General features: G+C 70.2%; 13 protein-coding genes. 5 read left to right on the top strand and 8 right to left on the bottom strand.

Annotation, left to right across the window (positions count from 1 at the left end):
* Nucleotides 1-51 precede the first annotated feature (51 nt).
* A complete protein-coding gene (locus ACFWOG_RS05480) occupies nucleotides 52-795 on the bottom strand; it encodes a MarC family protein (RefSeq protein ID WP_380355096.1) in 744 nt (247 codons plus the stop codon).
* A gap of 414 nt (nucleotides 796-1,209) precedes the next feature.
* Here ACFWOG_RS05480 and adhP point away from each other — a divergent pair, with 414 nt between their 5' ends.
* Nucleotides 1,210-2,223, top strand: coding sequence for an alcohol dehydrogenase AdhP (adhP, locus tag ACFWOG_RS05475; protein ID WP_380355093.1), 1,014 nt, complete (start codon nucleotides 1,210-1,212; stop codon nucleotides 2,221-2,223).
* A 591-nt stretch (nucleotides 2,224-2,814) separates the two neighbouring features.
* Here the strand turns inward: adhP and ACFWOG_RS05470 are convergent.
* Both ACFWOG_RS05470 and ACFWOG_RS05465 read right to left on the bottom strand, forming a co-directional pair.
* Nucleotides 2,815-3,120, bottom strand: a complete 306-nt coding sequence (locus ACFWOG_RS05470; protein ID WP_380355090.1) for a hypothetical protein — start codon at nucleotides 3,118-3,120, stop codon at nucleotides 2,815-2,817.
* Nucleotides 3,121-3,149: 29 nt separating this feature from the next.
* Nucleotides 3,150-10,430: an RHS repeat-associated core domain-containing protein gene (locus ACFWOG_RS05465; RefSeq protein WP_380355088.1), complete on the bottom strand. Its 7,281-nt coding sequence runs from the start codon at nucleotides 10,428-10,430 to the stop codon at nucleotides 3,150-3,152.
* A 474-nt stretch (nucleotides 10,431-10,904) separates the two neighbouring features.
* Here ACFWOG_RS05465 and ACFWOG_RS05460 point away from each other — a divergent pair, with 474 nt between their 5' ends.
* Complete coding sequence (locus tag ACFWOG_RS05460; protein ID WP_380355085.1) at nucleotides 10,905-14,474, top strand: ricin-type beta-trefoil lectin domain protein; 3,570 nt, start codon at nucleotides 10,905-10,907, stop codon at nucleotides 14,472-14,474.
* A gap of 209 nt (nucleotides 14,475-14,683) precedes the next feature.
* On the opposite strand, the gene ACFWOG_RS05455 is transcribed toward ACFWOG_RS05460, so the two are convergent.
* Both ACFWOG_RS05455 and ACFWOG_RS05450 read right to left on the bottom strand, forming a co-directional pair.
* Complete coding sequence (locus ACFWOG_RS05455; RefSeq protein ID WP_380355082.1) at nucleotides 14,684-15,541, bottom strand: RimK family alpha-L-glutamate ligase; 858 nt, start codon at nucleotides 15,539-15,541, stop codon at nucleotides 14,684-14,686.
* A 62-nt stretch (nucleotides 15,542-15,603) separates the two neighbouring features.
* Nucleotides 15,604-15,873, bottom strand: a complete 270-nt coding sequence (locus ACFWOG_RS05450; protein ID WP_380355079.1) for a helix-turn-helix domain-containing protein — start codon at nucleotides 15,871-15,873, stop codon at nucleotides 15,604-15,606.
* A 390-nt stretch (nucleotides 15,874-16,263) separates the two neighbouring features.
* Between ACFWOG_RS05450 and ACFWOG_RS05445 the strand changes: the two genes are divergently transcribed.
* Genes ACFWOG_RS05445 through ACFWOG_RS05435 form a run of 3 tightly spaced genes read left to right on the top strand, consistent with a single transcriptional unit; the run spans nucleotide 16,264 to nucleotide 18,791 of the window.
* Nucleotides 16,264-17,235, top strand: a complete 972-nt coding sequence (locus ACFWOG_RS05445; RefSeq protein WP_329876752.1) for a hypothetical protein — start codon at nucleotides 16,264-16,266, stop codon at nucleotides 17,233-17,235.
* 40 nt (nucleotides 17,236-17,275) lie between these two features.
* The gene (locus tag ACFWOG_RS05440) at nucleotides 17,276-17,932 is read left to right on the top strand and encodes a hypothetical protein (protein ID WP_329876750.1); all 657 of its coding nucleotides are present in this window, start codon (nucleotides 17,276-17,278) and stop codon (nucleotides 17,930-17,932) included.
* Entirely contained in the window at nucleotides 17,910-18,791 is an 882-nt protein-coding gene (locus ACFWOG_RS05435; protein ID WP_329948563.1) for an inositol monophosphatase, read from the top strand. The genes ACFWOG_RS05440 and ACFWOG_RS05435 overlap by 23 nt, the downstream gene beginning before the upstream one ends.
* 892 nt (nucleotides 18,792-19,683) lie before the next feature.
* On the opposite strand, the gene ACFWOG_RS05430 is transcribed toward ACFWOG_RS05435, so the two are convergent.
* The 3 genes from ACFWOG_RS05430 to ACFWOG_RS05420 form a co-directional block, all read right to left on the bottom strand.
* Nucleotides 19,684-20,688, bottom strand: a complete 1,005-nt coding sequence (locus ACFWOG_RS05430; protein ID WP_380355077.1) for a hypothetical protein — start codon at nucleotides 20,686-20,688, stop codon at nucleotides 19,684-19,686.
* A gap of 60 nt (nucleotides 20,689-20,748) precedes the next feature.
* Nucleotides 20,749-21,183, bottom strand: coding sequence for a hypothetical protein (locus tag ACFWOG_RS05425; protein ID WP_329948561.1), 435 nt, complete (start codon nucleotides 21,181-21,183; stop codon nucleotides 20,749-20,751).
* Between the two features lie 215 nt (nucleotides 21,184-21,398).
* On the bottom strand, nucleotides 21,399-22,607 hold the full coding sequence (locus ACFWOG_RS05420; protein WP_380355073.1) for an SLC13 family permease: 1,209 nt from the start codon (nucleotides 22,605-22,607) through the stop codon (nucleotides 21,399-21,401).
* Nucleotides 22,608-22,633: the final 26 nt, after the last annotated feature.

Here is a 22,633-nt window from a genome sequence, read left to right as displayed (position 1 = left end):
TCGACGCAGGGGAGCGCGGCGAGGAGCGGTCGGAGGGGCGGGCGCGGAGCCTCAGTTCAGAACGTCGAGGACCAGCCGGGTGCCGCCGCTCGCGAGCAGCATCATGGCGATCGCGACCAGCAGGATCCCCGCGACCTTCTCCAGAACGGCGCCGGTCGAGTCGGACACCCGCCGGGTCACGTGCCCGGCCGCGTACAGCGTCAGCCCGGTGACCGCCGCGTACCCGAACCCCGCGACGGTCAGCCCCACCGCCGCCCACCAGCCGGGTGCCTCGGCGCGGTAGGCGACGAAGAAGCCGAAGGTCGTCCCGCCGAAGGTGAGGGGGAAGGTCAGCGGGGTGAAGACGATCGAGCGCCACGGTGCCGGCGGCCCGGCACCCGCCCTCCCGGGGCCCGGCCCGGAGCCGGTCTCGGCACGCGGTCCGGGCTCGGCGCCCGGTCCGGTGCCGCCCGGTCCGGCCGGGGGCTCGACGGCGGCCTCGGCCACCGCCTTCGGCGGCGGCGCGGTCCGGCCGGTCATCATCGGCACCGCCGCCAGCAGCAGTGCGATGCCGCCCGTCGCGGACAGCGCCGCCGTACTGATGCCCAGCAGCTCCAGCAGCGGCTCGCCGATCCAGAGCGCCGCGAGCATCAGCACCGAGACGTTGGTGAACAGACCCCACGCCAGCTTCCGCTGCTCGTCGGACGTGTAGCCCTCGACGATCGGCAGGTAGGAGGAGAGTGCGGCGATCGGGCTGTAGAGCGCGAAGAGGGCGAGGAACAGCAGCAACGCGTCGTCGAGGTGCAGCGAGGGCATCGGACTCCCAACGGGGCGGGGGTGCGCGCGGGACCGCGGCATGTCCGTGCCTCCGTCGCGTCGCAGCCGGTACCGCCAGCCTTGGGCCGCCTCCCGGGGCGGGCCAGCGGTTCTGAGCCGAACGGACTACCCGCCCGGTCCCGCCCCGGACCGGACCGGACCGGCGGACCCGTCCGGCGGAGCGGGGCGGCCGGGCGCCGCCGGGCGGCCTCCGTGAAGTGCCGGGGGAGCTGATCCGGGCGAGACTGGGGCGAAACGGCCCGCAGGGCCCGGTACCGGCGGGACCATCGGCCCGGCGCGTCCGCCCTTCCGGCCCTGCCGCCTGCGCGGACCCGGGGGTGGGATGGAGCCGAGGGGCCGGAACCTGGTTCCGGGCCGTCGGCCGAACGCAACCGCGAGGGCAGGAGCACAGAGATGAAGGCCGCCGTCGTCCACGACTTCACCCAGCCGCTAGTGATCGAGGACCGCCCGGTGCCCGAGCCCGGGCCGCACCAGGTCCGGGTCAGACTGGAGGCGTCGGGGCTCTGCCACACCGACATCCACGCCGCGCACGGCGACTGGCCGGTCAAGCCCACCCCGCCGTTCGTGCCGGGCCACGAGGGCGTCGGCATCGTCGAGGCGGCCGGCGCGGAGGTCCGGCACGTCGGAGTCGGCGAACGGGTCGCCATCGCGTGGCTCGCGGACGCCTGCGGGCGCTGCGACCAGTGCGTCTCCGGCTGGGAGACCCTCTGCCTCCAGCAGCACAACACCGGCTACTCCGTCGACGGCGCCTACGCCGAGTACGCCCTCGCGCACGGCGACTACGTCGTCCCCGTCCCCGACGGCATCGACCCGCTGGACGCCGCCCCGCTCTCCTGCGCCGGCGTCACCACCTACAAGGCCCTCAAGGTGTCCGGCGCCCGGCCGGGCACGCGCGTCCTCGTCTCCGGCATCGGCGGCCTCGGCCACCTCGCCCTCCAGTACGCGCGGATCAGCGGCGCCGAGACGATCGCCGTCGACGTCACCGACGACAAGCTCGCCCTCGCCCGCGAGCTGGGCGCCGACCACGTCCTCGACGCCCGCACCCAGGACGTCGCCGCCGAGGTCCAGAAGCTGGGCGGCGCCCACGCTGCCGTCGCCCTCGCCGTCAGCAACGCCTCGTTCCAGGCCGCCTACGGGGCGCTGCGCCGCGGCGGCACCCTCGTGCTCGTCGCGCTCCCGGCGGAGGGCAAGCTCGAACTCCCCGTCTTCGACACGGTCCTGAACGGCACCAAGGTGATCGGCTCCATCGTCGGCACCCGCGAGGACCTCGCCGAGGTGTTCCGCCTCCACGCCCTCGGCCGCACCCGCGTGATCCGCGAGACCCGCCGGCTGGAGGACGTCAACGCCTGCTTCGACGAAGTCCTCGGCGGCAAGGTCTCCGCCCGCCTGGTCTTCGACCTGACCTGACCCGGGATGCGGCGGAGGGGGATGCTTGAGGGTAGGTCTGCCGAGTGCGACGATCTGAGTACTGATTGAGGTCCAAAAGGCGCTGACTATTGGTGCAGCGTGTAGCTGCAATCTACCCGGCGTCACCCAGGTCCGGAAACTCAATGCCCTTAAGGTCTCTCAGCTCTATGGGAACACGCTCGGTAATTGTTGCTTGTCGGCCAGCTGAGTGCTTTAGATTTGAAAAGGCCGTCGAAGAAACTACCGCCGGCGCGGGGCAATTATGTATCGGCAGCGGGGTCGTGCCAGTGCGCACATAGTACGCGTGGAGGTCCGCAATGGTTAGGCTTTGTTTTGAAGTCCCATAGGGTCGGGCCGCTGCCAATGCCACATGCAAGGCGCTCGGCCCGGGAATTATCGGCCGAGCGCCTTGCATAAAATGCTTGCGGTCTTGGGTGGCTGACCGTGCGTTGTGCGGCCCCTGGAGGTCGTCCAGTGCTTAGCCGACGGTCGGCTGTAGCCACTAGAATCGGCGGGGCATCACATCTGCCCCTGAGGCCGTATTGTCGCCTTCGGCGACGCCTTTCCATCAAGTCTTGCCGGCTTTACGGGTCAAGTCGTCCGGAGTCGCTCCACGCTGCAGCCGCCCACTATGACACCTTCAATCTGAATATTCGACTGATCGCCGTCCGCGTAGACGAGTGTCCGGTAGGATGGAAATTCGCTCTCAACTGGATCGCCGTAAGAATCCGGCTGGGTGATAATCTTCACCATTGTCGATCCAATCTTCGCCGTCCAGTAGTCGCCGGTATAGTGACTTTCTCGCTGTTCGAAGACGCATCCGAGCTGTCGACCAATAGCAATCGCAGCTTCACTTGGCAAATTTCCACAGATCCCAAACAGTGCATGTCCCGTCATGGATCCTCCTTCTTTCCGATGCCAGGAACTCAACCGCAGTGACATGGTAGGGCGGGAATGGTGTCGGTGCCTCGAGCAATTGCGCTTTCCATATTCGGAAATATCACGAAATTGACTGGGCGGCCCGCAATGAGGTCAAGCCTCTTCTTCATCCCAAGAATCCCAAGGCTTTCAAGCTGTGCGAGGGATAGCTCGGCGGACCTTGTTCCACCCGCGAACTCGTGCACCGTGACACCCGATCTGCGCGCCTCCTCGAAGAGTTCCGACCCGATTAGGTCGATGTCGTAGTCACTGTGACTGCCGAACGGGCGGCCCGATGTGTATCCCACGCCGGTTACTGAACTTCCACGGAATTGTACTGCCACGCCCGAATAAGAGGCGTCGGCAAGGCCTTCACTCATGGCTCCGATGAATTGGTTGTAGTCTTCCTTTCCATTGAAACCCTGCGGCAGATCACAGTTGTGAACGAGGATCGGCGTGGCCCCCGCCAGCACATAGTAAGTGTGGAGGCTGTCGACAGTCAGGTTGTCTGCGCGCTGGGGGGCGGTCTTGTAGGTGTGTACGGCGAGGATGTGTATGGAGCTGTGGTCGGGGGTCGTCAGATTGTGGCCGGGCGGAAGGTCTGACGCCGCCGTCCACCGCTGGGCGGTGTCGTCCCAGTAGGGGTGGTGGGAGGTAGACACCAGGGTGGTGGTCTCCCCGGTCGGGAGAGTGAGGGTCAGCTCGGTGAAGTCGGTGTCGTCCGGGGTGACGATCTTCTCGGTGACCGTCTTCGCCGAAGTCTCCCCCGTCTGCGGATCGGTGGCGCTGACCTTGTCGCCCTGCTTGATCTCTCCGATCTCCTTGGTGCTTCCGTCCGCCATGAGTACCTGGGTGCTCGGAGGGAAGCTGTGCTTGCAGGGGTTACTCGGGGCCTGCGGCGTGGTGTTGGGAGTCGAGGCGTCGGGAGCCTTCCGGAGGTCCTTCAGGACCTTCTCGCCGATGAGTTTGATCCACTTGGTCTTGACGAACGAGGTGGCAGCGAGGCCGCAGGACATCGCTCCGGGGTCGTCGACGCAACTCTTCACGTCGCCGACGGGAGTCAGCTCGACGACTGCCGTCCTGGACGCTTTGAAGAGGTTCTTGAGGAACTCGCGCGCACCGCCCTTCGGCGGCTTCTGGCCGTAGTTCTTGTAGACCTGGTCGTGGACGTAGTTCCTGTTCGCGACGTAGCTGGTGTTTACCTGGGTCTCGTAGTACCGCTCCTGCGCCCTGTAGTCGCGATAGTCGCTAGTCTGCTGAGTGTTGGACATGGTGATGGTTCCACCGGTGCCCGAGCAGTCGTAGAGGGTGCCGCACTCGGGTGTTGCGAGGCCGCTCGGGTCGCTGCGGTTGATCGGGTCGTTCTCGCCGTACGCGTAGCCGTTCCACTGCTGGGGGTTCGCGGAATCGAGGATCGGGTCGGCGCTGATGAAGCGGCCGGTCGAGGGATCGTACTGGCGGGCCCCCAGGTTGGTGAGGCCGGTGGCTTCATCCTTGCTTCCGCCGACGAAACCCTTGGTGCCGGCCCAGTCGGAGGCTGCGGGCTGGGTGCCGCGCGGGTTGCCGAAGGGGTCGGTCGGGCGCCGGGTGACGGGCTGGTCGTCGCCGCTGCCGATCTGCAGGCCGCCGGTGCCGTGGTGGTCGCCGGCCTGGACGAGGACGGTGCCGCCGCCGATGGGAGCGGTGACCCGGGTGTAGGTCAGGCCGCCTGCGGAGGCGACGGCGCGGACGTTGCTCGTGGCGCCGGTGGCGGTGTCGAGAGTCAGCTCGTCAGTGGGCAGGTTGAGCGTCGTCCGGCCCGGGTTGCGGCGGATCAGCTGGTTGCCGTCGGCGTCGTAGAGGTAACTGGTGGTGCCGCCGGCCGTCTGGGCCAGGGAGTCCAGCTTGTCCTCGCCGTTCCAGGTCAGCGTGGTCGTGCCGGCGGTGTCGGTGATGGCGGTGGTGCTGCCCTTGGCGTCGTACTGGTAGCTGACAGTCTTGGTGCCGCCAGGGCCACTGGTGGCTGATGTGAGCAGCGCGTGCGGCCCGCCGGTTCCGCCACCGGTGTTGGGCGCAGTGGTTGGGGTGTTGCGGTTCTGCGCGGCGCCGAAGGTCTGTGTCGTGGTGGTGTCGTTCAGGCTGTTGCCGGTGATGTCGTGCTGTACGAGGCTCGTACGGTTGCCGGTGGAGTCGTAGGCGTAGGTGTTCCAGTACGGGGCCGGGCCCCCGATGGTGCGCCCGCCGGGGTTCACGGTGGCGGGCCCGCTGGCGTTGCGGCACCCGCCGATGCCAGGCACGGTTGTAGAACCACCCGTGCCGTGAACCTGTCCGGAGGAGTCGGTCCAGTCGGCTGTGGTGGAGGTGCCGTCGGTGTCGGTCCAGGCGTTGGTGAGCCGGCCCTGGAAGTCGTAGGTGAAGCATTGGGTGTCAGTGGCCGCGGCGTCCTGGATCGTGCTGATCGAGGTGATGCGGCCTGACGGAGCGTAGGTGTAGCTCGTTTGGTCGGTCGCTACCGTGCCGGTCTGACGGTAGACGAAGTTGTTGATCAACCGGCCGGTGGCCCAGTCGTGCTGCTGGAGCGAAGCGACCTGACTTCCGTACGCGCCGACGACGGTTTCCAGTGGACGGGACAGGGGGTCGTAGGAGACCTTGGCGATCACAGCCTCGTCGAGGCTGGCAGACGAGACCAGGAGGCCGGTGATCGTGTAGCCGAACGACACCGTCTCGGCGGGCAGACCACCTGCTGCTGGGATGCTGACGGTCTTCAGTGCGCCGAGGACCGGGCTGTACGTGTTGGCGGTCGTGTAGGTTCCGGCCAGGGCTCCCTCGGTCGAGGGAATCGAGACAGAGGTTCCGAGGGGCCGGTACGCGGTGTCGTAGCCGGTCACGCCTTTGGTGTAGGCGGCGCCGCCGGCACCGCCGACGTAGCGGGTCGAGGAGGTCGGCATCCCCTTGGCCAGGGTGTCGTAACTCCAGCTCGCCAGCTGATTGGCAGGGGCGACGCTCCCGTTGTAGCTGCCGGTCCGACGGCCCAACAGATCATAGGTGTAGGCCAGAACGCCGGCCTTGGAGTCGACCGTGTGATCCACCCGGCTGTTCGCGTCGTAGAAGGTCCGGGTCACCCCGGTGTCGGGGTCGGACGCCGTGACCTGCCGGCCACGCAGGTCGTAGGTGTAGCTCCACGAGTTGCCGCTGCTGTCGCTGTGACCTGCGGACTGCCCGGCTGCCGTGTAGGCGTAGTTGGTGACGTCGGCGTCGGCCGGGTTGCCGGTGGCCGCGGTGGTGCGGTACTGCCAGGTTGCTACCGTCCGGCCGCGTGCGTCGGTTACGACGGACATCGGCGTCGCGCCGTTGGGAGGGGTCGCGTCCGTCCGGTCCGCGCCGGGGTAGGCGGTGGTGGACGCCCACTGGGGGTTGCCGTACGAGCGAAACTCCGAGTGCACCACGCGCCCGTTGCCGTCGTAGGAGTTCCAGGTCTGGCCGGGTATCTGTCCGTCAGCGACCGGAACGAAGATCGATTCGGTCGGGAAGGAGGTCCTCTCGTAGTAGGGGTTGGAGGTCTTGATCACCCAGCCGTGCGTGTCGTACACGGTGTCGGTGATGAGTCGACCGGTCGGCTTGGCGGCGCTCGTGCTCTGGGTCTGCCTGGACCGGCCGAGGCCGTCGACGATGTCGACGACTGCGGAGTTGGTGACGCCGTCGTCGGTCAGCGTCTCGGTCGTGACGGCGCTCGGGCCGGCGTCACCCTTGACGGAGTAGCCGAACTTCTGGCTCGGGTGGCCGGTGGTCGGCCGGTCCGGTGACCAGACGGCCGTGAGCCGACCGAGCGCGTCGTACTTCGTCGTCGCCACCCTGCTGTTGGCGTCCTGGCTGGTCAGCGGCAGGCCACGACCGGGGTCGACGGTGACCGAGGTGGTCCAGTCCGCGCCCATCGGGCTCGTCGTGACCACGGAGGTCGGCAGGACACCGGAGACCGGGGTGACGGCGACGGATGTGACTGCGGTCGTCACGGACGGGCCGGTCAGCTGGGCACCGGTCCAGTCGTACGTCGATCCGTCGGTGGTCGTGCTGGTCCGGCCCCGCCCGTAGGCGTCGAACGTCAGGCTCGAGCCCTGGGCATAGACGGCCTTGCCGGACTGGTCGAAGTGGTCGAGGACCTGGCTGCTTGTCGCGTCGCCGACCGCTCCGGCCTGGCCGAACGGCTTGCCGTCGTAGAGGGTGCGGCTGCCGATGAGTGTGTTTGCCGCTGTGGCCGTGGCACACGGCCCCTGGACGGTTACCCGTTCGGAGGGGAGCGTCAGGAGTTGGGGGTCGGTACTGGTGGCGTAGCTGGTGATGGTGCAGGTCTCGGGAGTCGCGGCGGTACCGTCGCCCTTGTCATTGAGACGTGTGACACGGTTGCCGTGGGCCGGGTCGGTCGTGGTCGTCGACGTGGCTGTCCGCCAGCTACCGTTTGCCAGTCTGGCCTTGGTGATTCCGGTGACCTGTGAGTCAGGGTAGCGGGCGTAGATCTTTGGTGCGCCCGCACCTTGGACGTGGGTCGCTGTGACCTGCTGTCCGCTGGAGGTGCTGCCGGACAACATCTGGACGGTACCGCCTGCGCGGTCGAAGACCTCGGTCGCGACAGCGCGTCCGGTGAGCCAGTCCTCGTCCGTGACGGTGCCGCCCAGAGGACTGGCGACCTGCACGTTCCGCTGGGTGCCGTTCAGCAGGTAGTCGCCGTGCATCCCACGGAGGTAGGTGATCCTCTGCTGAGTCCGGGGCGCCTCGCTCGCCGAACCGCTTCCGGTGTTCGTGGTCACCGTCTGGTAGCCGCGGAAGCCGTCCCAGGCACGGGTCTTGGGGTCGATGAACTCCGCGTCGTTGCGGTGCCAGGCCGCGCCGCCGCCGTAGGTGTACTCGGTGGTCCGGCCGACGGACGGGGTGCTCACGAGGTCTTGCTCGGTGACCGTCCGGACGAGCGGCTTGTTGAACCAGTCGTTGACGGGGTCGGGAGAGGACTGCCCCGGCAGGTACCACTTCACGGGCATGCAGGCCATGGTGTTGGCGTCTTCGGAGGCCGGCATGTGGTTGTTGACCCGGGAGCACTCCGGGTCGGAGTAGATGATGTTGATCCGTCCGCCGGTCTCGTTGGTGATGCCCTGCAGCCGGGGGCGCATGAACATCGGTGACGGCGGGACCAGTCCGTCGACGCGGTTGGCCATCATCCGGTATGTGAAGGTCACCGGGGGCAGACTGAGCGGTGTCTGCCCGTTGGACCCGGTCCGCTGGACGGAGTCCAGCTGCAAGGTCCGCTTGGTGCCGTCACCCGGATCGGCGAGGGACTGGCTCAGTGACCAGCTGTCGACCTCGCGGTAGGAGTCGCCCACGACGACCTGGGTGGCGATGGTGGTCAGGCGCTTGGTGGAGAAGAAGGTCGGCGAGTAGTTCGTGCAGGCCCCGGAGCCCGTGCATATTTGGTCGATCGGCACGTCCGGCCAGGCGTCCGCGTTCACCGTGGTTCGCTGATCCTCGGCGCAGGTGATCGGGTCGGACGGCCTGCAGCGCTCCGCAGTACTGAACACCACCTTGGAAGCCGGGTTCAGCGAACCCCTCGCGGTTCGCTGCTCGTCGAGGCGCTGGCCGTATCCGATCTCCTTGAGGTAGGCCGCGCGTTGGTAGTCGGTGAGGGTGCCGTTGAGGTTGTTCTGGCCGCCGCCTCGGTTGTACTTGTTGCCCTCGGTGCCGTACTTGTACGTGGTGAGGTTGCCGTGGGTGTCGACCACGTAGTCGAGCTGCCAGCGCCACGCCATCTGACACCACGAGGCGCTCCCGGTCGCAGGCTGGTAGCACGGGTCGCCGCTCTTCGGCGAGTAGACCGGGGTCGTCAGAACGGAATTGGCCGCAGGGTCCCCACCGTCCCCGCCGGGCAGGTGGTTGCGGCCGAAGTAGTACTGGGTGCCGTCGGAGGTGGTGATCCGCCAGTACTCCATGTCCCGGTAGTCGGTGTCACCGGCGGACCGGAGTGCGCCGCTGAGCTGTTCGATCTTGGAACCGTCGTCGTCTTGGAGGTGCCAGGCTCCCGTGGCGTCGTCGCGGACGATGGTGCCGGACCGGCCGCCCAACGCGAGGGTGGCGTTCTGGCCGCCCCAGCACTGATCGCCCGAGCCGGCGATGCCGGATTTCGCGCAGTTCCGGTAGGAGCGCTCGATGAAGCCGGGCTCGTACACCCAGCCGTCGCCGATCCACGAGGACTGGGAGTTGGTCGCCGACGTCTTGCCGTCGACGGCGGCCGAGTTGTAGGCCAGGCTAACGATCGGTGTCGAGCCGCCGAGAGCCGGTGGGACCGCGATGGGGTAGGCGTAGGAGAAGCTGCCGGTGTGCGAACCGGCACTCCAGGCGGAGGACGGCGAGAGCGAGGTCGCGGTGTAGCTTCCGCCTGCACCCGACGGCGCGGCTGCTGCCGTCAGGACCAGTGCCTGCGCGCCGGACGGAGCGGCTTCGACTCCCGAAGCCTGGGGGCTCGTCCTCGCTGCGCCGGTCGTCGAGCCACCGGCCGGAAGACTCACCTCGGCGGTCAGCGATCCGCGCCCGTCGAGGTGGGACGGCACCGGCGTCTGGGACCGGCACTCGGACCGCTCCGGGGTCGTCAGTGCGCATGACGGCAACGCGAGCAGTACCGCGCGGTCCGACCAGCCGCCGCCTCGGAGAGCATTGAGGTCCAGGGAGACGGTGGCCTTACGACCACTGTCGGATGTCGGAGCATCCACATCGGAGAGTGCGACCAGTGGGCCGGTGGCGCCGGCCGCCAGGCCCTGATCCTGTCCGGTCACCTGGACCTGGACGGTGCGCGCGCTTTCCGCCTCAGAGCTGCCAGGAGCTACTCGTACGGCCAGTTTCCCGGCCTTGGCGCCCACGGCGCCGCCCGAGGAGGGCGAAGCTCCGCCCGTGGCCGACCGAGCGGCCAGCGCCTCGACACCATCGGATCCGAGCTTCACGGTCTCGGTTCCGGTCACGACCGCAGGTGTCGTCTGCGGCTTCCACTCGGCGGGCTTGGAGGCGGTCGGCCGCCCGGGCGGAAGGACATCGCGGCCCTCGACCGACAATGCCCCGTCGCTCGGGGGAGTGCCGGGTGGAGTCCAGACCTTCCCCCTCGGCTCAGGGTAGGTCCACGCCGCTGCTGGCGGTACCGCGACCCCCATCAGCATCAATGCGGCAAATGCCGCTGTCACCGGTGACCGCCATCGGCCTCCGGTCGATCTTCCAGCCCGTTCGCGGGCAGGCAGAACCCCCACCGTGCAACCCCTCGATTGGTCTTGACAGCACGTCATGCGAGCGAGGTGCTCCCATGGTCGAGGTGACGATAAGTGATGGGTCTGACACGTCGCCAGCGAGTTCTTTCGGCGTCCGGCCGATGTTTACGGACTCTTGACCGTCGGATCGACCGGTTTCCGGACATGTCGGTCCGAGGCCCTGGACGGGGTTGACCGCCAGGGCTGTGAGGCAGCATCGTTCCGACCCGAACATCGCTCCGAAGAGGAGCTCGGCAGGGGAGGGAATTCAGAAGAGGCATGTCCGAAAACTCACGTACATTTGTATACACATCTCCACCTCCGTCTATTAGCACCCGCGCGGTGCGGCTGACCGCGCTCGGGATGAGCGGGGCACTCGGGCTCGGTCTGCTGGTGGCTCCGTCGGCGCTCGCGGCCGGCCCTCCGGCTTCGCCTTCCCACGGGCCGGTAGGTGGTGTAACTCCGATCGAGGCCCCGACTCCCGCGCCCCCGCGAACGCCGGAGCAGCAGGTCGTGTTCGATGCCCTCGCCAAGGCAAAGACCACGGGTAGGTCCGTTGTCGTGGACGCCATGACGAGCGAGGCGTCGAAGACGGTCGCGAGTCCGGACGGAAAGCTGGTCACCACCGACGACGCAGAGGCGGTCCGCGTGAAGCGCGGGGGCGCTTGGGTGGACATCGACACCGCCCTGCGGACCAACCCTGACGGGACTCTCGGCCCTGCCGTCGCCTCGACTCCGCTGACGTTCTCCGGCGGCGGCAGTGGTCCGATGGCGACGGTGGCTACCGCTGACGGCAAGGAACTGGCTGTCACCGCGCCCTTCCCCCTGCCGAAGCCCAGCCTGAACGGTGCGACCGCGACCTACCCGGACGTACTGCCCGGTGTGGACCTCCAGCTCACCGCACTGGCAGTCGGGGGTTGGCGGGACGTCCTCGTCGTTCACACTGCCGAGGCCGCTGCGAATCCTGAACTGAAGTCCTTGCGCTTCCCGATCGACGCCAAGGGGTTGACTGTCAGCACGGATGCGCAGGGCGGCATCGATGTCAAGGACGAACACGGAACCGCGCGGTTCCGTTCGCCGGTCGCCCTCCAATGGGACTCCTCCCGGTCCCCGGTGACAACGCCGGCTGCCAACGCCAAGGCACGATCCGCTGCCGGTGCGCCAGCCCTCGGTGAGCCGGTCGTCGAGGGGGCGCGGTCCACCGCCGAGGCTCCGGGAGACGGTGCGAACGTCGCCGTCATCGGCACCAAGGTTGTCGGAAGCTCAATCGAGCTGACGCCTGATCAATCCATGCTCGGAGTCGGTACGGGGCCGTGGTATCTCGATCCCTCACTCACTGCCGTGACAAGCGGGATCCAGGGCTCGGTCGAGGTACAGGAGAACCACGACGAATACGAGTACTACAACAAGAAGACCAACCTCGCGACCGGATTCTGTGGCTATCACAGCCCGGACCCGAATCAGGACTGCGGGAAGGAAGGTCGTCAGCGCGCCTACTTCCAGTTTGCCGTGAATCCCGCTATATACACGGTCGTCAGTGGAGCGAACTCGCCTCCGGTGCTGTTCAGTTCCACCCTCAACGGCCAGGTGACCGGTGCAGCCAGTCCGAGTACGCCGACCGAGCTGGGCATCTATTCGGCTCCCAGGGCGATCCACGAACACAGCAAGTGGAAAGACCAGCCCTGCGAATACTCGAACTCTGGTCTCGTCATGGAAGGCTGCCAGTTCATCGGCAGCCAGCTCATCACCGGCAACGGTGGGCCACTGGCCGTCGACGTCACCGACATGATGAAGCGCGCGGCTGCCGGAAGGTGGGCCACCTGGACGATCGGCATCGCGCCGACCGGAGGCGAGGGCAACAAGCTCTACCGACACCATCTGGACAGTCGGCCCAGTATCACCACCACCTACGACATCACGCCCACAGTCTGGCATCCGCGGACGTCTCCCACCCCTGGCTTCGCGAAGAGCTTCTCCATCGACGGAGGCGATGCGGAGTGCAACACCGGTGGCGCCAACCCCTGGGACAACCCTGGATGGATCGGAAGCAATCAGAACATCTACCTCACCAGTAACAGCTGGTCGCCGACCGGGCTTCCACTGTGGACCGGATTCCACATGTGGGACGACAATGATCCCAACTTCACGTTTCGAGATGGTCGTTGGGGCGGGAGCTACAACTACCCGGCAGAAGCCGTCACGCCGGGCTCGCTGAGCGACGGTCACCAGTACGGCTGGTACGCCGGGGCGGCCGACGGGATTCTCACGTCGGATGCGAGTGCCTGGTGCTATTTCAGGGTGGACCGCACCAACCCGCGGGTCAGTATCAGCTCCACCGACTACCCGCCGGCGGGCAACCCGAATCCCAACCCGATCGTCTACATGAACGAGTGGAGTACGTTCTCGATCAATGCCGAGGATCCAGCCCCTGGCAATGGCCTCCAAGCCTCGGGCGTAGCCTGCCTGCGAGTCAGCACCGACCCGACCCCGGTTGTCGGTTGGCACTGCAAGGACGCCGACACCATCGCTGTGGGGAAGCCCTACTACCACCAGCCGCGCAAGTGGGGCATCAACACCCTCTACGCCTGGGCGATGGATGTGGCCGGCAACTACAGCCAGCCTGCCGTCTACAATTTCTACGTTCCCTGGCGGCCCGGGACCCAGCCGATCTTCGGTGATGTCGACAACGACCAGAAGGCCGACATCGTCACCACCGACAAGAGCGGGAACCTGCGCATCACCGCAGGCGGCGCCGATCCGGCGACCTCTCTCGCGGCACCGGCCTCGGCTGCGCCCGGAAGCCGTGAATACGGCACCACGTGGTCCGACTTCCAGCTCAGTCATCACGGCACACTGAACTTCGGTCAGGCCGTGGACCAGATCTTCGCGCACTTCACCAACCCCGCCAAGCCGAACGCCGCGGAATTGCGCAATAACGTGTACCTGATCCCCAACGACGGCACCGGCCGCTTCGACGATCTCACGCCGAGCGTCCTCACTCGGCCCTCTACGTGCACCATTTGGGGCACCACTGCTCCCTGCCCCGACTACAGCAGCGCGAACTGGGCGGGTGCCGACCAGGTGATCGCGCTCGGCACGCCCAAGGGCGAGGCCGTGGGTGCCGACAAGAAGGACCCCAACCGCCAGGTCATCACCACACAGACCTCCCTGCTGACTCTTGAGGGCGGCAAGCTCTACCTCTTCCAGCCCAACGGCCTGGCCAATGACGTCGCCACCGCGACGCTCATTCCCTCGTCGTCCGGTAACTGGTCCGACTTCGAACTGATCAACCCCGGTGCCGCCAACGGCAAGACGGTCAACCCCAACGACGGCAAGGAGGTCGCCCAGGCAACCCTGTGGGCCCGCAACCGGTCCACCGGCGACTTCTACAGCTATCCGCTCGGGTGGAAGTCCGACCGTACTGTCGACTACACCGCGCTCACCAACCCCGGCGGAGGAATCCCCCTCTCCGTGGGCACCCAACTGCCCTCCGGCAGCCACCCGCTGGTCGGGGCCGGTGACCTCAACAACGACGGTTTCGCCGACCTGTGGACTGTCGACATCCTCAACGTGCTCGCGATCTTCCCTGGCACCAGCAGCACCGGGGTGGCCGGGAAGGTGGACGGATTCGCTCCGTGGGCGTTCGCGGGGTATGCCGATGCCAGTGTCTCGATCCACTCCATCCATGCGCGCTGGCTGTGTGCGGATGCCGAGGGCGGTGCTCGCGAGGGTGCCGAACTAGCTGCCTACAACTGCTGGGAGACCGGCAACCAGCGCTTCAACTTCGCCAGTGACGGAACCGTCCGCAACGGCAGTCTGTGCCTCTCCACCAGGGACAACGCGCTCGACAACGGCACGCTCACCGTCCTCGCCCGCTGCAAGGGCAACAGCGGCCAGAAGTGGAGCCTGCGTCCCGACGGCCGCTTGTTCGTGCCCGCCACTGTCACCGCGGACAATCCCGGTGGCAAGTGTCTCGAGCTTCCCAGGTGGGATACCGCACAGGGGACCCGGCTTGGCATCTGGGACTGTCCAGGCTTCCAGGACAATCAGCGTTGGACCCTCCAGGCCGAACGCAGCTCCTGACACTCTCACCCGTCAAGGGGCCCCGCCGACCGGCGGGGCCCTCGTCGTTCCCGTGGTGGAAGACCAGGGGAGCTGGCAGCCGGTGGCGGGCCCGTCCACTTGACGCCCCGACCCGGGCGGGGCGACCGGTTCGTGGGGCACACCGGCTTCGCCCGCGCACCCTGGCCGCGCCGTACCGGTGGTTCCGCATCGCCCCGCCCGGGCCGCCGTCAGCCCGCTTCGGCGGCCTTGGCGGCCACGGCCGCGGTGAAGCGTTCTAGCCCCTGCGGGCTGTGGGCGAGGAAGAGGTTCGGCTCGATCAGTTCCAGTTCCATGACCACCGGGTCGCCGGATTCGTCCAGCGCGAGGTCGACCCGGGCGAACAGGAGGGGACCGGCTGCGGGGAGGGCCGCGAGGGCCGAGCGGGCGGTGCGGAGTTCCGCCTCGGTCGGCTCGTAGGGGGTGACGCCGGGGTGGGCCACCCGCAGGTTGTCGATCACCCCGGCCTCGGTCAGGACCGGGCCCTTGCGGATCGCGTGGCTGAAGTCGCCGCCGAGGAACACCAGGGCGCGTTCCCCCTCCACGACCCGGCGCAGGTAGGGCTGGACCATCACGGTGCGGCCCTGGTCGAGCAGCAGGCGGGCGTGGCGCAGGGCGTCGGCGGTCTGGCCGGGCTCGTAGCGGGCGGTGTCCCGGGAGCCGGCGGAGACGGCGGGCTTGACCACGATGTCGCCGGCCGGGAGCTCCTTCTCGTGGGCGGACCCGCCCGGTTCGAGGAACCGGGTCGGCACGACCGGGACGCCGCGTCCGGCGAGCGCCGACAGGTAGCGTTTGTCGCTGTTCCAGCGCACCACGGACGCGGGGTTCCACAGCCGGGTGGCGTGCGCGGTGGTGTCGGCCCAGGTCAGGAACTCGTCGATGCGCTCCGCGTAGTCCCAGGTGGAGCGGATCACGGCCAGGTCGAACCGGTCCCACCTCCCGGCCTCGGCGTCCCAGTCGACCGCCTCGGCGGCGAGGCCATCGGCCCGCAGGGCGTCGAGTATCAGCGGGAGGTCGGCGTCGTACGCCGCGGCGGCGCGGGCGGTCACGACCGCGATTCTGGCAGGGCGCACGGAAGTCTCCGGAGGTCGGGGGCGGGCGGGCCCTCAGTCTAGGGAGGCCCCCGGACGGGCGGTCCGCTCCTGCCGTCGGTAGCGCCCCGGGGGAGTCCGAACCCGCGCCGGAAGGCGTGCGCGCAGGCGTAGTCGGAGCCGTGGCCGACCTGGGTGGCGGCGGCGTCGGGCGGGCTCTCGGTCGCGCGGAGGAGCCGGGCCGCCGCCGTCGTCCGCCACCGGGCCAGGTAGCCGAGGGGAGGCCGGCCGATCAGGTCGGTGAACCGCCGGGCGAACGCCGCGCGGGAGGAGGTTCCCCGGGAGGACACCCGCGGGCGGCTGCTCGCCGGGGGCCGGCCGCCCGGTGTCGTGGACGGGGCGCCGGCCTTCGTCGAGGCGCGGATCGGTGACCCCGAGCCGGTGACCGGCCCGGTCCGGGACGTCACCGGCGCCCCGGCGCGCCCGCTGCACGCGTGGGCCGCCGAACACGCGGAGCTGTTCCGCCGATCGGCCGGGGACGGCGCCCGCCCTCTCCACGGGGCGCCGCCCCCGCGGGCCCCGCGCCCGCTCGCACGCCCCGGCGGCACGGCCCCCGTCCGCCGCGTGCGCCCAGGGCCTGCCAGGATGCGACCGGTTCGCGACCCGAACCCGACCGGCAACTCACTGGCCGTCAACTTCACGCCGCACCTACCATGTTGACGATCGAAGGAGGTGTCGGCGTGGTGCACGGGGGTGCGGGTCCCGGCCGGCGGCTGGAGAGCGCGATCGCGTGGGTACTCAGGAACTCGGACGGCGTGGTGGCCCTGCTGGGGGCGCTGGTCGTCGGCCTGCTCGACCTGTTCGGCGGCGGTCTGGGCGACAACGTCGTCTCCGGTGCCACGCTGCTGGTGCTGGCGGCCGTGGTGTACGGCTCGCTGGCCGAGCGCCGGCGCCGGGTGGTGGACATCCGGGAGGCGACGGAGGGCGCCCGGCAGGCGCTGGAGAACCTGACCTCGGTGCGCGAGCTGGCCGGGGTCGACCTGGAGCGGGCGCTGGAGCGGGCTCGTCAGGACACCGACCGGTGGGTGTTCAAGGGCGGCACCGGCACGTACCTGCGGGCCGTCACCCTGCCCGAGTGCGTCCAGGAGGCGCGGCGCCGCCGCCGCGCGCTCACCGTCAAGATCGACATCGTGCACCCGGGCGACGAGGCGGCCTGCGCCGCGTACGCGCGGTTCCGGGGGACCTTCGGCAGCCGGGCGGACGGCGCGCACGGCGCGCACGACGGCGGCTGGAGCGTGGAGCGCACCCGCAAGGAGTCCTACGCGACGGTGCTGGCCGCCGCCTGGTACCGGCAGCGCCTGGACACCCTGGAGATCGACGTCCACCTCTCGGAGGTGGCGCCGTCGCTGCGGTTCGACGTCTCCGCCTCCTGCCTGATCATCACCCAGGACGACCCGCGGCGGGTCAGCATCTACGTCGAACGCGGCCGTCCGCTGTACGACTACTACGTCACCGAGCTGCACCACTACCGGGAGCAGGCGGTCAAGCTCGACCTCCGGGACACCGAGCCGCTCGGCGACGACCCGACGGTGGACGAGGCCCGGCGGCTGTTCGAGCACCTGCGCATCCCGCTGCCGACGGCCTTCTCGGACCGGGACGTCGGCGACATCATCGACCGGGCGCTGCACGCGGACAACCCGTACCGCCGGTAGCCGCGCGCACCGCGCCCGCAGGGGGAACCAGGGGGAGACGATGAACCTCTTCACGACACTCGAACGGGCCACCGGACGCACCACCGCCGAGCCCGGCCTGGACGGCCTGGTCGGCGGACTGCTGGCCGAGGTGGCCTCCGGCGCGCGGTCGCTGCGCGCGGTCGCGCACCCGCTCGGCTTCTACTGCCTGCCGGTGCTGCGCGACGGCGCGTACGGCGTGTGCGTGCACGTCTTCGACCCGGTCCCGGCCGGGGCGGAGCGCGAGATCCACTGCCACAGCTGGGAGCTGAAGAGCAGCGTGCTCTACGGCCGGGTCGGCAACCTGCGGGTCGGGGTGTACGACGAGCCCGGCCGGCCGACCCACCGGGCGTTCGAGGTGTACAGCGCCGGAGGGGCGGACGAGATCCGCCCGACCCCGCGGCTGGTCCGCTGGGAGCCGCTGGCCGAGCAGACCAGCGCGCGCGGCGAGACGTACACCCTCGGCGCCGGCGAGTTCCACGCCACGGTGCTGCCGGACGCCGCGCCCGCCGCCACCGTCGTCCTCGGCCGGACGGTGCCGGGGCCGGTGGACGTGGTGCTGGGGCCGGTGGACGGCACCGCCCGCCGCGTGGTGCGGCGACTCTGCGACGCGGCCCGGACGGCCCGGATCGCCGACGAGGCAGCCAGGAGGATCAGTGGACACGACAGGACCGGGTGAGGGGGCCGCGCCGCCCGCCTACGCGGAGGAGTGCCGGGTCGCGGTGCGGGCCGCGGAGGAGGCGGGCGCCCTGCTGCGCGCCCGCTTCCTGGACGCGTTCCGGGTGGACACCAAAGGGGAGGACGGTGACGTCGTCACCGAACTCGATCTTCTGGCCGAGGAGTTGGTCACCCGCAGGCTGACCGAACGCTTCCCGGCGGACCGCATCCTGGCCGAGGAGGGCGGCGCCACGGCCGGCCGGCCCGGCTCCCGCCGCACCTGGCTGGTCGACCCGCTGGACGGCAGCAACAACGTGGTGATCGGCCTGCCTGCCTACGTGGTCGGCATCGCCCTCTGCGTGGACGACGAGCCGGTCGTCGGCGTGGTCCACGACCCGGTCGCCGGCCGGACCTGGCGGGCGGTGCACGGCTGCGGGGCGTACGGGCCGGCCGGGAGGCTGGGCGCCCCGGTGCGCCCGCCGGGCGCGGGCCGGCCGGTGCTCGGCTGGACGCAGGGGCACGGGGTGACGGGCGGCGACCCGGTGGCCCGGGCGCTCAAGGACGGGCTGGAGAGCGGCGCCCGCCGGGTGCTCCAGCTCTGGGCGCCGCTGCTCACCTGGTCGCTGTTGGCGTGCGGGCTCATCGACGGCTTCGTCGGCTACCGGGCCGAGGAGATCGACCTGCCCGCCGGGAGTCTGCTGGCGACCGAGGCGGGTCTGGTGGTCCGCGCGCTGGACGGCGGCGGGTTCAGCGCGCGGATCGGGCAGCCGGACACCGCCCGCAGCTACGTCGCGGGCCGTCCTGAGATCGTGCCGTACCTGCTCGACCTGGTCGCCCACGCCGGTCTCCCGGACGGACCCGGGGGACCCGCCGCCCGGTGACACCCGGCCCGCCCTGCCCCCCGTTGTGTCCTCGTGTGTCTGTAGCGCCGTCTCCCACAGGACGAAGAAGAGGGAAACGGCAACGCCGGTGACCGCTTCGAGGACCGCGATCAGGACGAGCGGTGCACCGGATCCGATGACGATCGCCTGGCAGGAGGCCACAGCCAGCGCCGCAGCGGCCAGGGCCGTCGGCCGCTCGATCGTGAGCCGGTAGGCGCATACGTCGCCGACGACGGCCCCCGCACCGAAGGCTGCGACCACCACCGACCAGCCTGCCGCACCGCCCCACTCGCGCTGGGCAAGCACGGGCCCCAGTACGTAGACCGACGGCAGCACGACAACGTGGTAGACCGCCATGCCGGCCAGGCCGGACAACACCCACGTGCGGCTGCGCAGCTGAACCCAACCGGCGCGCAGTTCCGCGAGGAAGGTCCCCCCGGCGGCGCCCTGCACTGTCCCGGACGCCGGCATGGGCACCAGACCTGCGGCTGCCACCAGACCAACGTCCGAGACGGATCCGCCTACCGAGAGCACGGCAAAGGGCACGGCCACGAACGACACACGGTCGCCCAGCACCGACAGGGAATGCCCGATGAACAGGCGGGCGAACTGCGGTTCGTCACGCAGCACGCCAGGGATCAGGGGTTTCATGGCAGGAGCCGTTCAAGGACAGGAGGGCAGGTTGCACAGCGCCCGAGCGCCGCCAGTGGGGCAGGACCATGCCGGCCGGCCGGTGACCGTGCCTGCGCTCAGAGGCCGATGTCGTCGGTGGCGGCGTCCTCCCGGGCCCGGGCGTCGCGGACGTAGCCCTCGAAGACCGGGGAGCCGGCGGCGTGGCCGGACTGGGCCCGCACCTTGTCGGGCTGCTTGCCGGCCCTGATCCCGGCGGTGATCAGCCCGGCCCGTGGGAGTGCCCGGTGAGCCGTGTCTCCAGGCCGGCGCGCTCGGCGGTGCGGGTGATGACGATCCGGCAGCCGTCCGGGGACAGCCGCCCGGTGCCGAGGCGGCCCCACTGGTCGACCGGCCGGAACGCCGGGCCGCCGTCGAGACCGGCCGCGGCCCGCCAGGCGAGCCAGGCCCGCACCGGGCACGTCTCCTCGTGCCGACCGTAGGCCACGACCACGTCCCGGCCGGGCCGGCCCTTCACCGAGGGCACGGCGACGTGCAGGCCCTCGGCATCCGGCACGATCCCCCCGACGTCCAGGCCGCTCACCTCCGAGGCCCGCCCGGCGACGGCGAAGGACAGCAGGGTCAGCGCCCGGTCGCGCAGCCGAGCCAGCTCCGGTACCTCGTGGTCGCGGCGCCGCCGCCGGGAGCCGGCCGGCCGGGGCACCAGCGGGTCGGCGGTCGTCATCGCCCGCAGCTGCGCGGGAGTGGACGCCACCGCCCGGCCCCGGCCGCGCCCGGCCTGGCCCCGGCCGCGCCCGGCCCGGAGCCGGTCCGGGTCGAGGCGGATCGGCGTGAGTGCCCGCCGGGCGGCGAGGGTGGTCTCCTTCGACACCTGGACGCCGCGGCGCCGGGCCTCCGCCGTCACCCCGGTGATCCGCCGCTCGATCGTGGCCGGGGCGGCCTCGGCGACCCGGTCGAGCCAGACGACGAAGCCGACCAGGGTGCCGGTCTCGACGGAGGTGTCCGGGAGGCGGTGGCCGGTGCGCTCCGGCGCGGCCGGCCAGTCCAGGTACTCGCCCCACACCGCCCGGTCCCGCGCGTAGCCGGCCCTGGTCTTCGCGGGGCGCACGTCGTCCGGGTGCCGGCGAGCGGGGGTGTCGAGCGCGGCGAGCACCGCGGCACTCGCCGTGTCCGGCCCGGCCCCGGCCAAGGCCCCGGCCCCGGCGACGTCGCCGCCGACGGCCGGCAGGGCGGGCAGCAACTCGTCGTCGACCAGGTCCTCGCTCATCGAAGTCTCCTCGCTGACGCCCGTCGCCAAGGGCCAGGGGGGGGGCACGGTGCCGCTGGGTCAGGTCTGCGTGGCGGTGTCGGCGGCCTCGGCGCGCTGCTTGGCCACCAGCCGGTGGCGCAGCGCTGCGGCGGCGGGGTCGGCGTCGACGTCGCGCCACCGGCGGCGATCGAAGCCGGGCGCGTCGGACCACTCCTCCGCGACCTCCACCAGGGACTGCCAGCACTGCCGGAGCGTGTGCAGGTTCTCCCCCCGGTGACGGTCGTCGGGGTTCTCGGTCAGACGCGCGAGCATCACCTCGGCGCGGGCCCTCGCGGTGCGCACCAGACTCGCCAGCGCCCGCGCGGCGCGTTCCTCCGGGCTGCCGAAGAGGTCGTCCCCCTTCATCGGAGTGATCCGTTCGTGCAGGAATCCGTGGATGGCCTCGATGTCTGCCGGGGTGAGGTCCACCGCGTAGTGCAGCTGTTCGGCGGGCGGGGTGCGGGTGTCGGTCACAGGGGCCCCTCGGTTCGGGCGGACGGATCGTCATATCCGGTTATTACCTCGGATATGCGATGTTATCCGAGGTGAAAACCGTCACATGCGGGTTCCCGGGAAACTGCCGCAGCGCTGACTGACATCCTCGGGGCAATCGGCGATTTCTTCGAAGCCCGGAGGGCGCGGGCCTTCCCCGTACGCGACGCCCTGTCCCTGACCCCCGGGCCGGTCCCTCAGGAGCCGCCCGTCACCGCGAGGGCCGCGGTGGCCAGCGCCACGCCGCCGACGGCGAGCACGGCCCCGGCCCCGGCCACGCTCCGCAGCGGCACCCGCAGGCCCGCCGAACGGCACCGCTCGTACCAGAGCAGGGTGGCCAGGGAGGCCCAGGGGGTGATCAGCGGGCCGATGTTGGTGCCGATCAGCAGGGCCAGCAGCTGCTGGTGGTTGCCGGCCGGCACCGCGCCCTCCCCGGCCAGGTAGACCGGCAGGTTGTTGAGCACGTTGGACAGGCCCGCGCCGACCGCCGAGGCCCGGAACAGGCCGAGGACCCCGCCGTCGGTGCCGATCGCCTCGGAGAGCAGCCGGTGCAGCCCGTGGGCGTCCACGGTCTGCACCACCAGGAACATCCCGGGCACCATGACCAGCAGCCGCCACGGTATCAACGAGGCGCGCAGCCCCTCCGGGCGCCGGACGGCGTAGGCGGCGACGACCACCGCCGCCGCCGCGCCCGAGGCGACCCAGAGCGGGACGACGGCCGCCAGGCTGGCCACCAGGAACCCGGCGCAGGCCAGCGCGCAGATCCGGAACAGCGTCCGGTCCTTCGGCCGGTGGGCCGCGGGCGGCCGGTACGCGTCCGCCCCCCGCCGCCCGCGCCGCCAGTAGAACCCCCACAGGCAGGCCATGGTGGCGAGCAGCGCGGCCAGTTGCGGCGCCCACATCGCCCGGGCCAGCCCGGCGGGGGAGAGCGCGACGCGGTCGGCGGCCAGCAGGTTGGTCAGGTTGGACACCGGGAGCAGCAGGCTCGCGGTGTTGGCCAGCCAGACCGTGGTCATCGCCAGCGGGAGCGGGGCGATGCCCACCCGGGTGGCGAGCGCCAGCATCACCGGGGTGAGCAGCACGGCGGTGGTGTCCAGGTTGAGCACGGTCGTGGTGAGCGAGGCGAAGCCCACGCACAGCAGGAACAGCACCGGGTAGCTGCCCCGGCCGACCCGCGCCACCCAGGCCGCGACCACGTCGAACACCTCCGCGGCGCTCGTCAGTTCGGCCAGCACGATGACCGAGCCCAGAAAGGCCAGCAGCGGCGCGATCCGCTGCACGGCCGCCCCGGCGGAGTCCGGGGGGAGCAACCCCGTGGCGAGGAAGAGCAGGCCGAGGACGAGCAGCCCGCCGGCAAGGAGGTCGAGCGGATGAAGTCGCCGGACGGCGGGCCAGTACGCAAACACGGACGTCAGGGTCGCACACGAGGCGT

Origin of the sequence: Kitasatospora sp. NPDC058406, from assembly GCF_042722765.1 — a bacterium.
Taxonomy (GTDB): Bacteria; Actinomycetota; Actinomycetes; order Streptomycetales; family Streptomycetaceae; genus Kitasatospora.
Note: the sequence above shows the minus strand (reverse complement) of the source record. Positions and strands in the feature narration are given on the sequence as shown.

Excerpts from the sequence above, each read along its gene's own strand:
- ACFWOG_RS05465 (WP_380355088.1), bottom strand. The coding sequence starts at position 10,430 with ATGACGTGCTGTCAAGACCAATCGAGGGGTTGCACGGTGGGGGTTCTG.
- ACFWOG_RS05430 (WP_380355077.1), bottom strand. The coding sequence starts at position 20,688 with ATGAGCGAGGACCTGGTCGACGACGAGTTGCTGCCCGCCCTGCCGGCC.
- ACFWOG_RS05480 (WP_380355096.1), bottom strand. The coding sequence starts at position 795 with ATGCCCTCGCTGCACCTCGACGACGCGTTGCTGCTGTTCCTCGCCCTC.
- adhP (WP_380355093.1), top strand. The coding sequence starts at position 1,210 with ATGAAGGCCGCCGTCGTCCACGACTTCACCCAGCCGCTAGTGATCGAG.
- ACFWOG_RS05470 (WP_380355090.1), bottom strand. The coding sequence starts at position 3,120 with ATGACGGGACATGCACTGTTTGGGATCTGTGGAAATTTGCCAAGTGAA.
- ACFWOG_RS05440 (WP_329876750.1), top strand. The coding sequence starts at position 17,276 with ATGAACCTCTTCACGACACTCGAACGGGCCACCGGACGCACCACCGCC.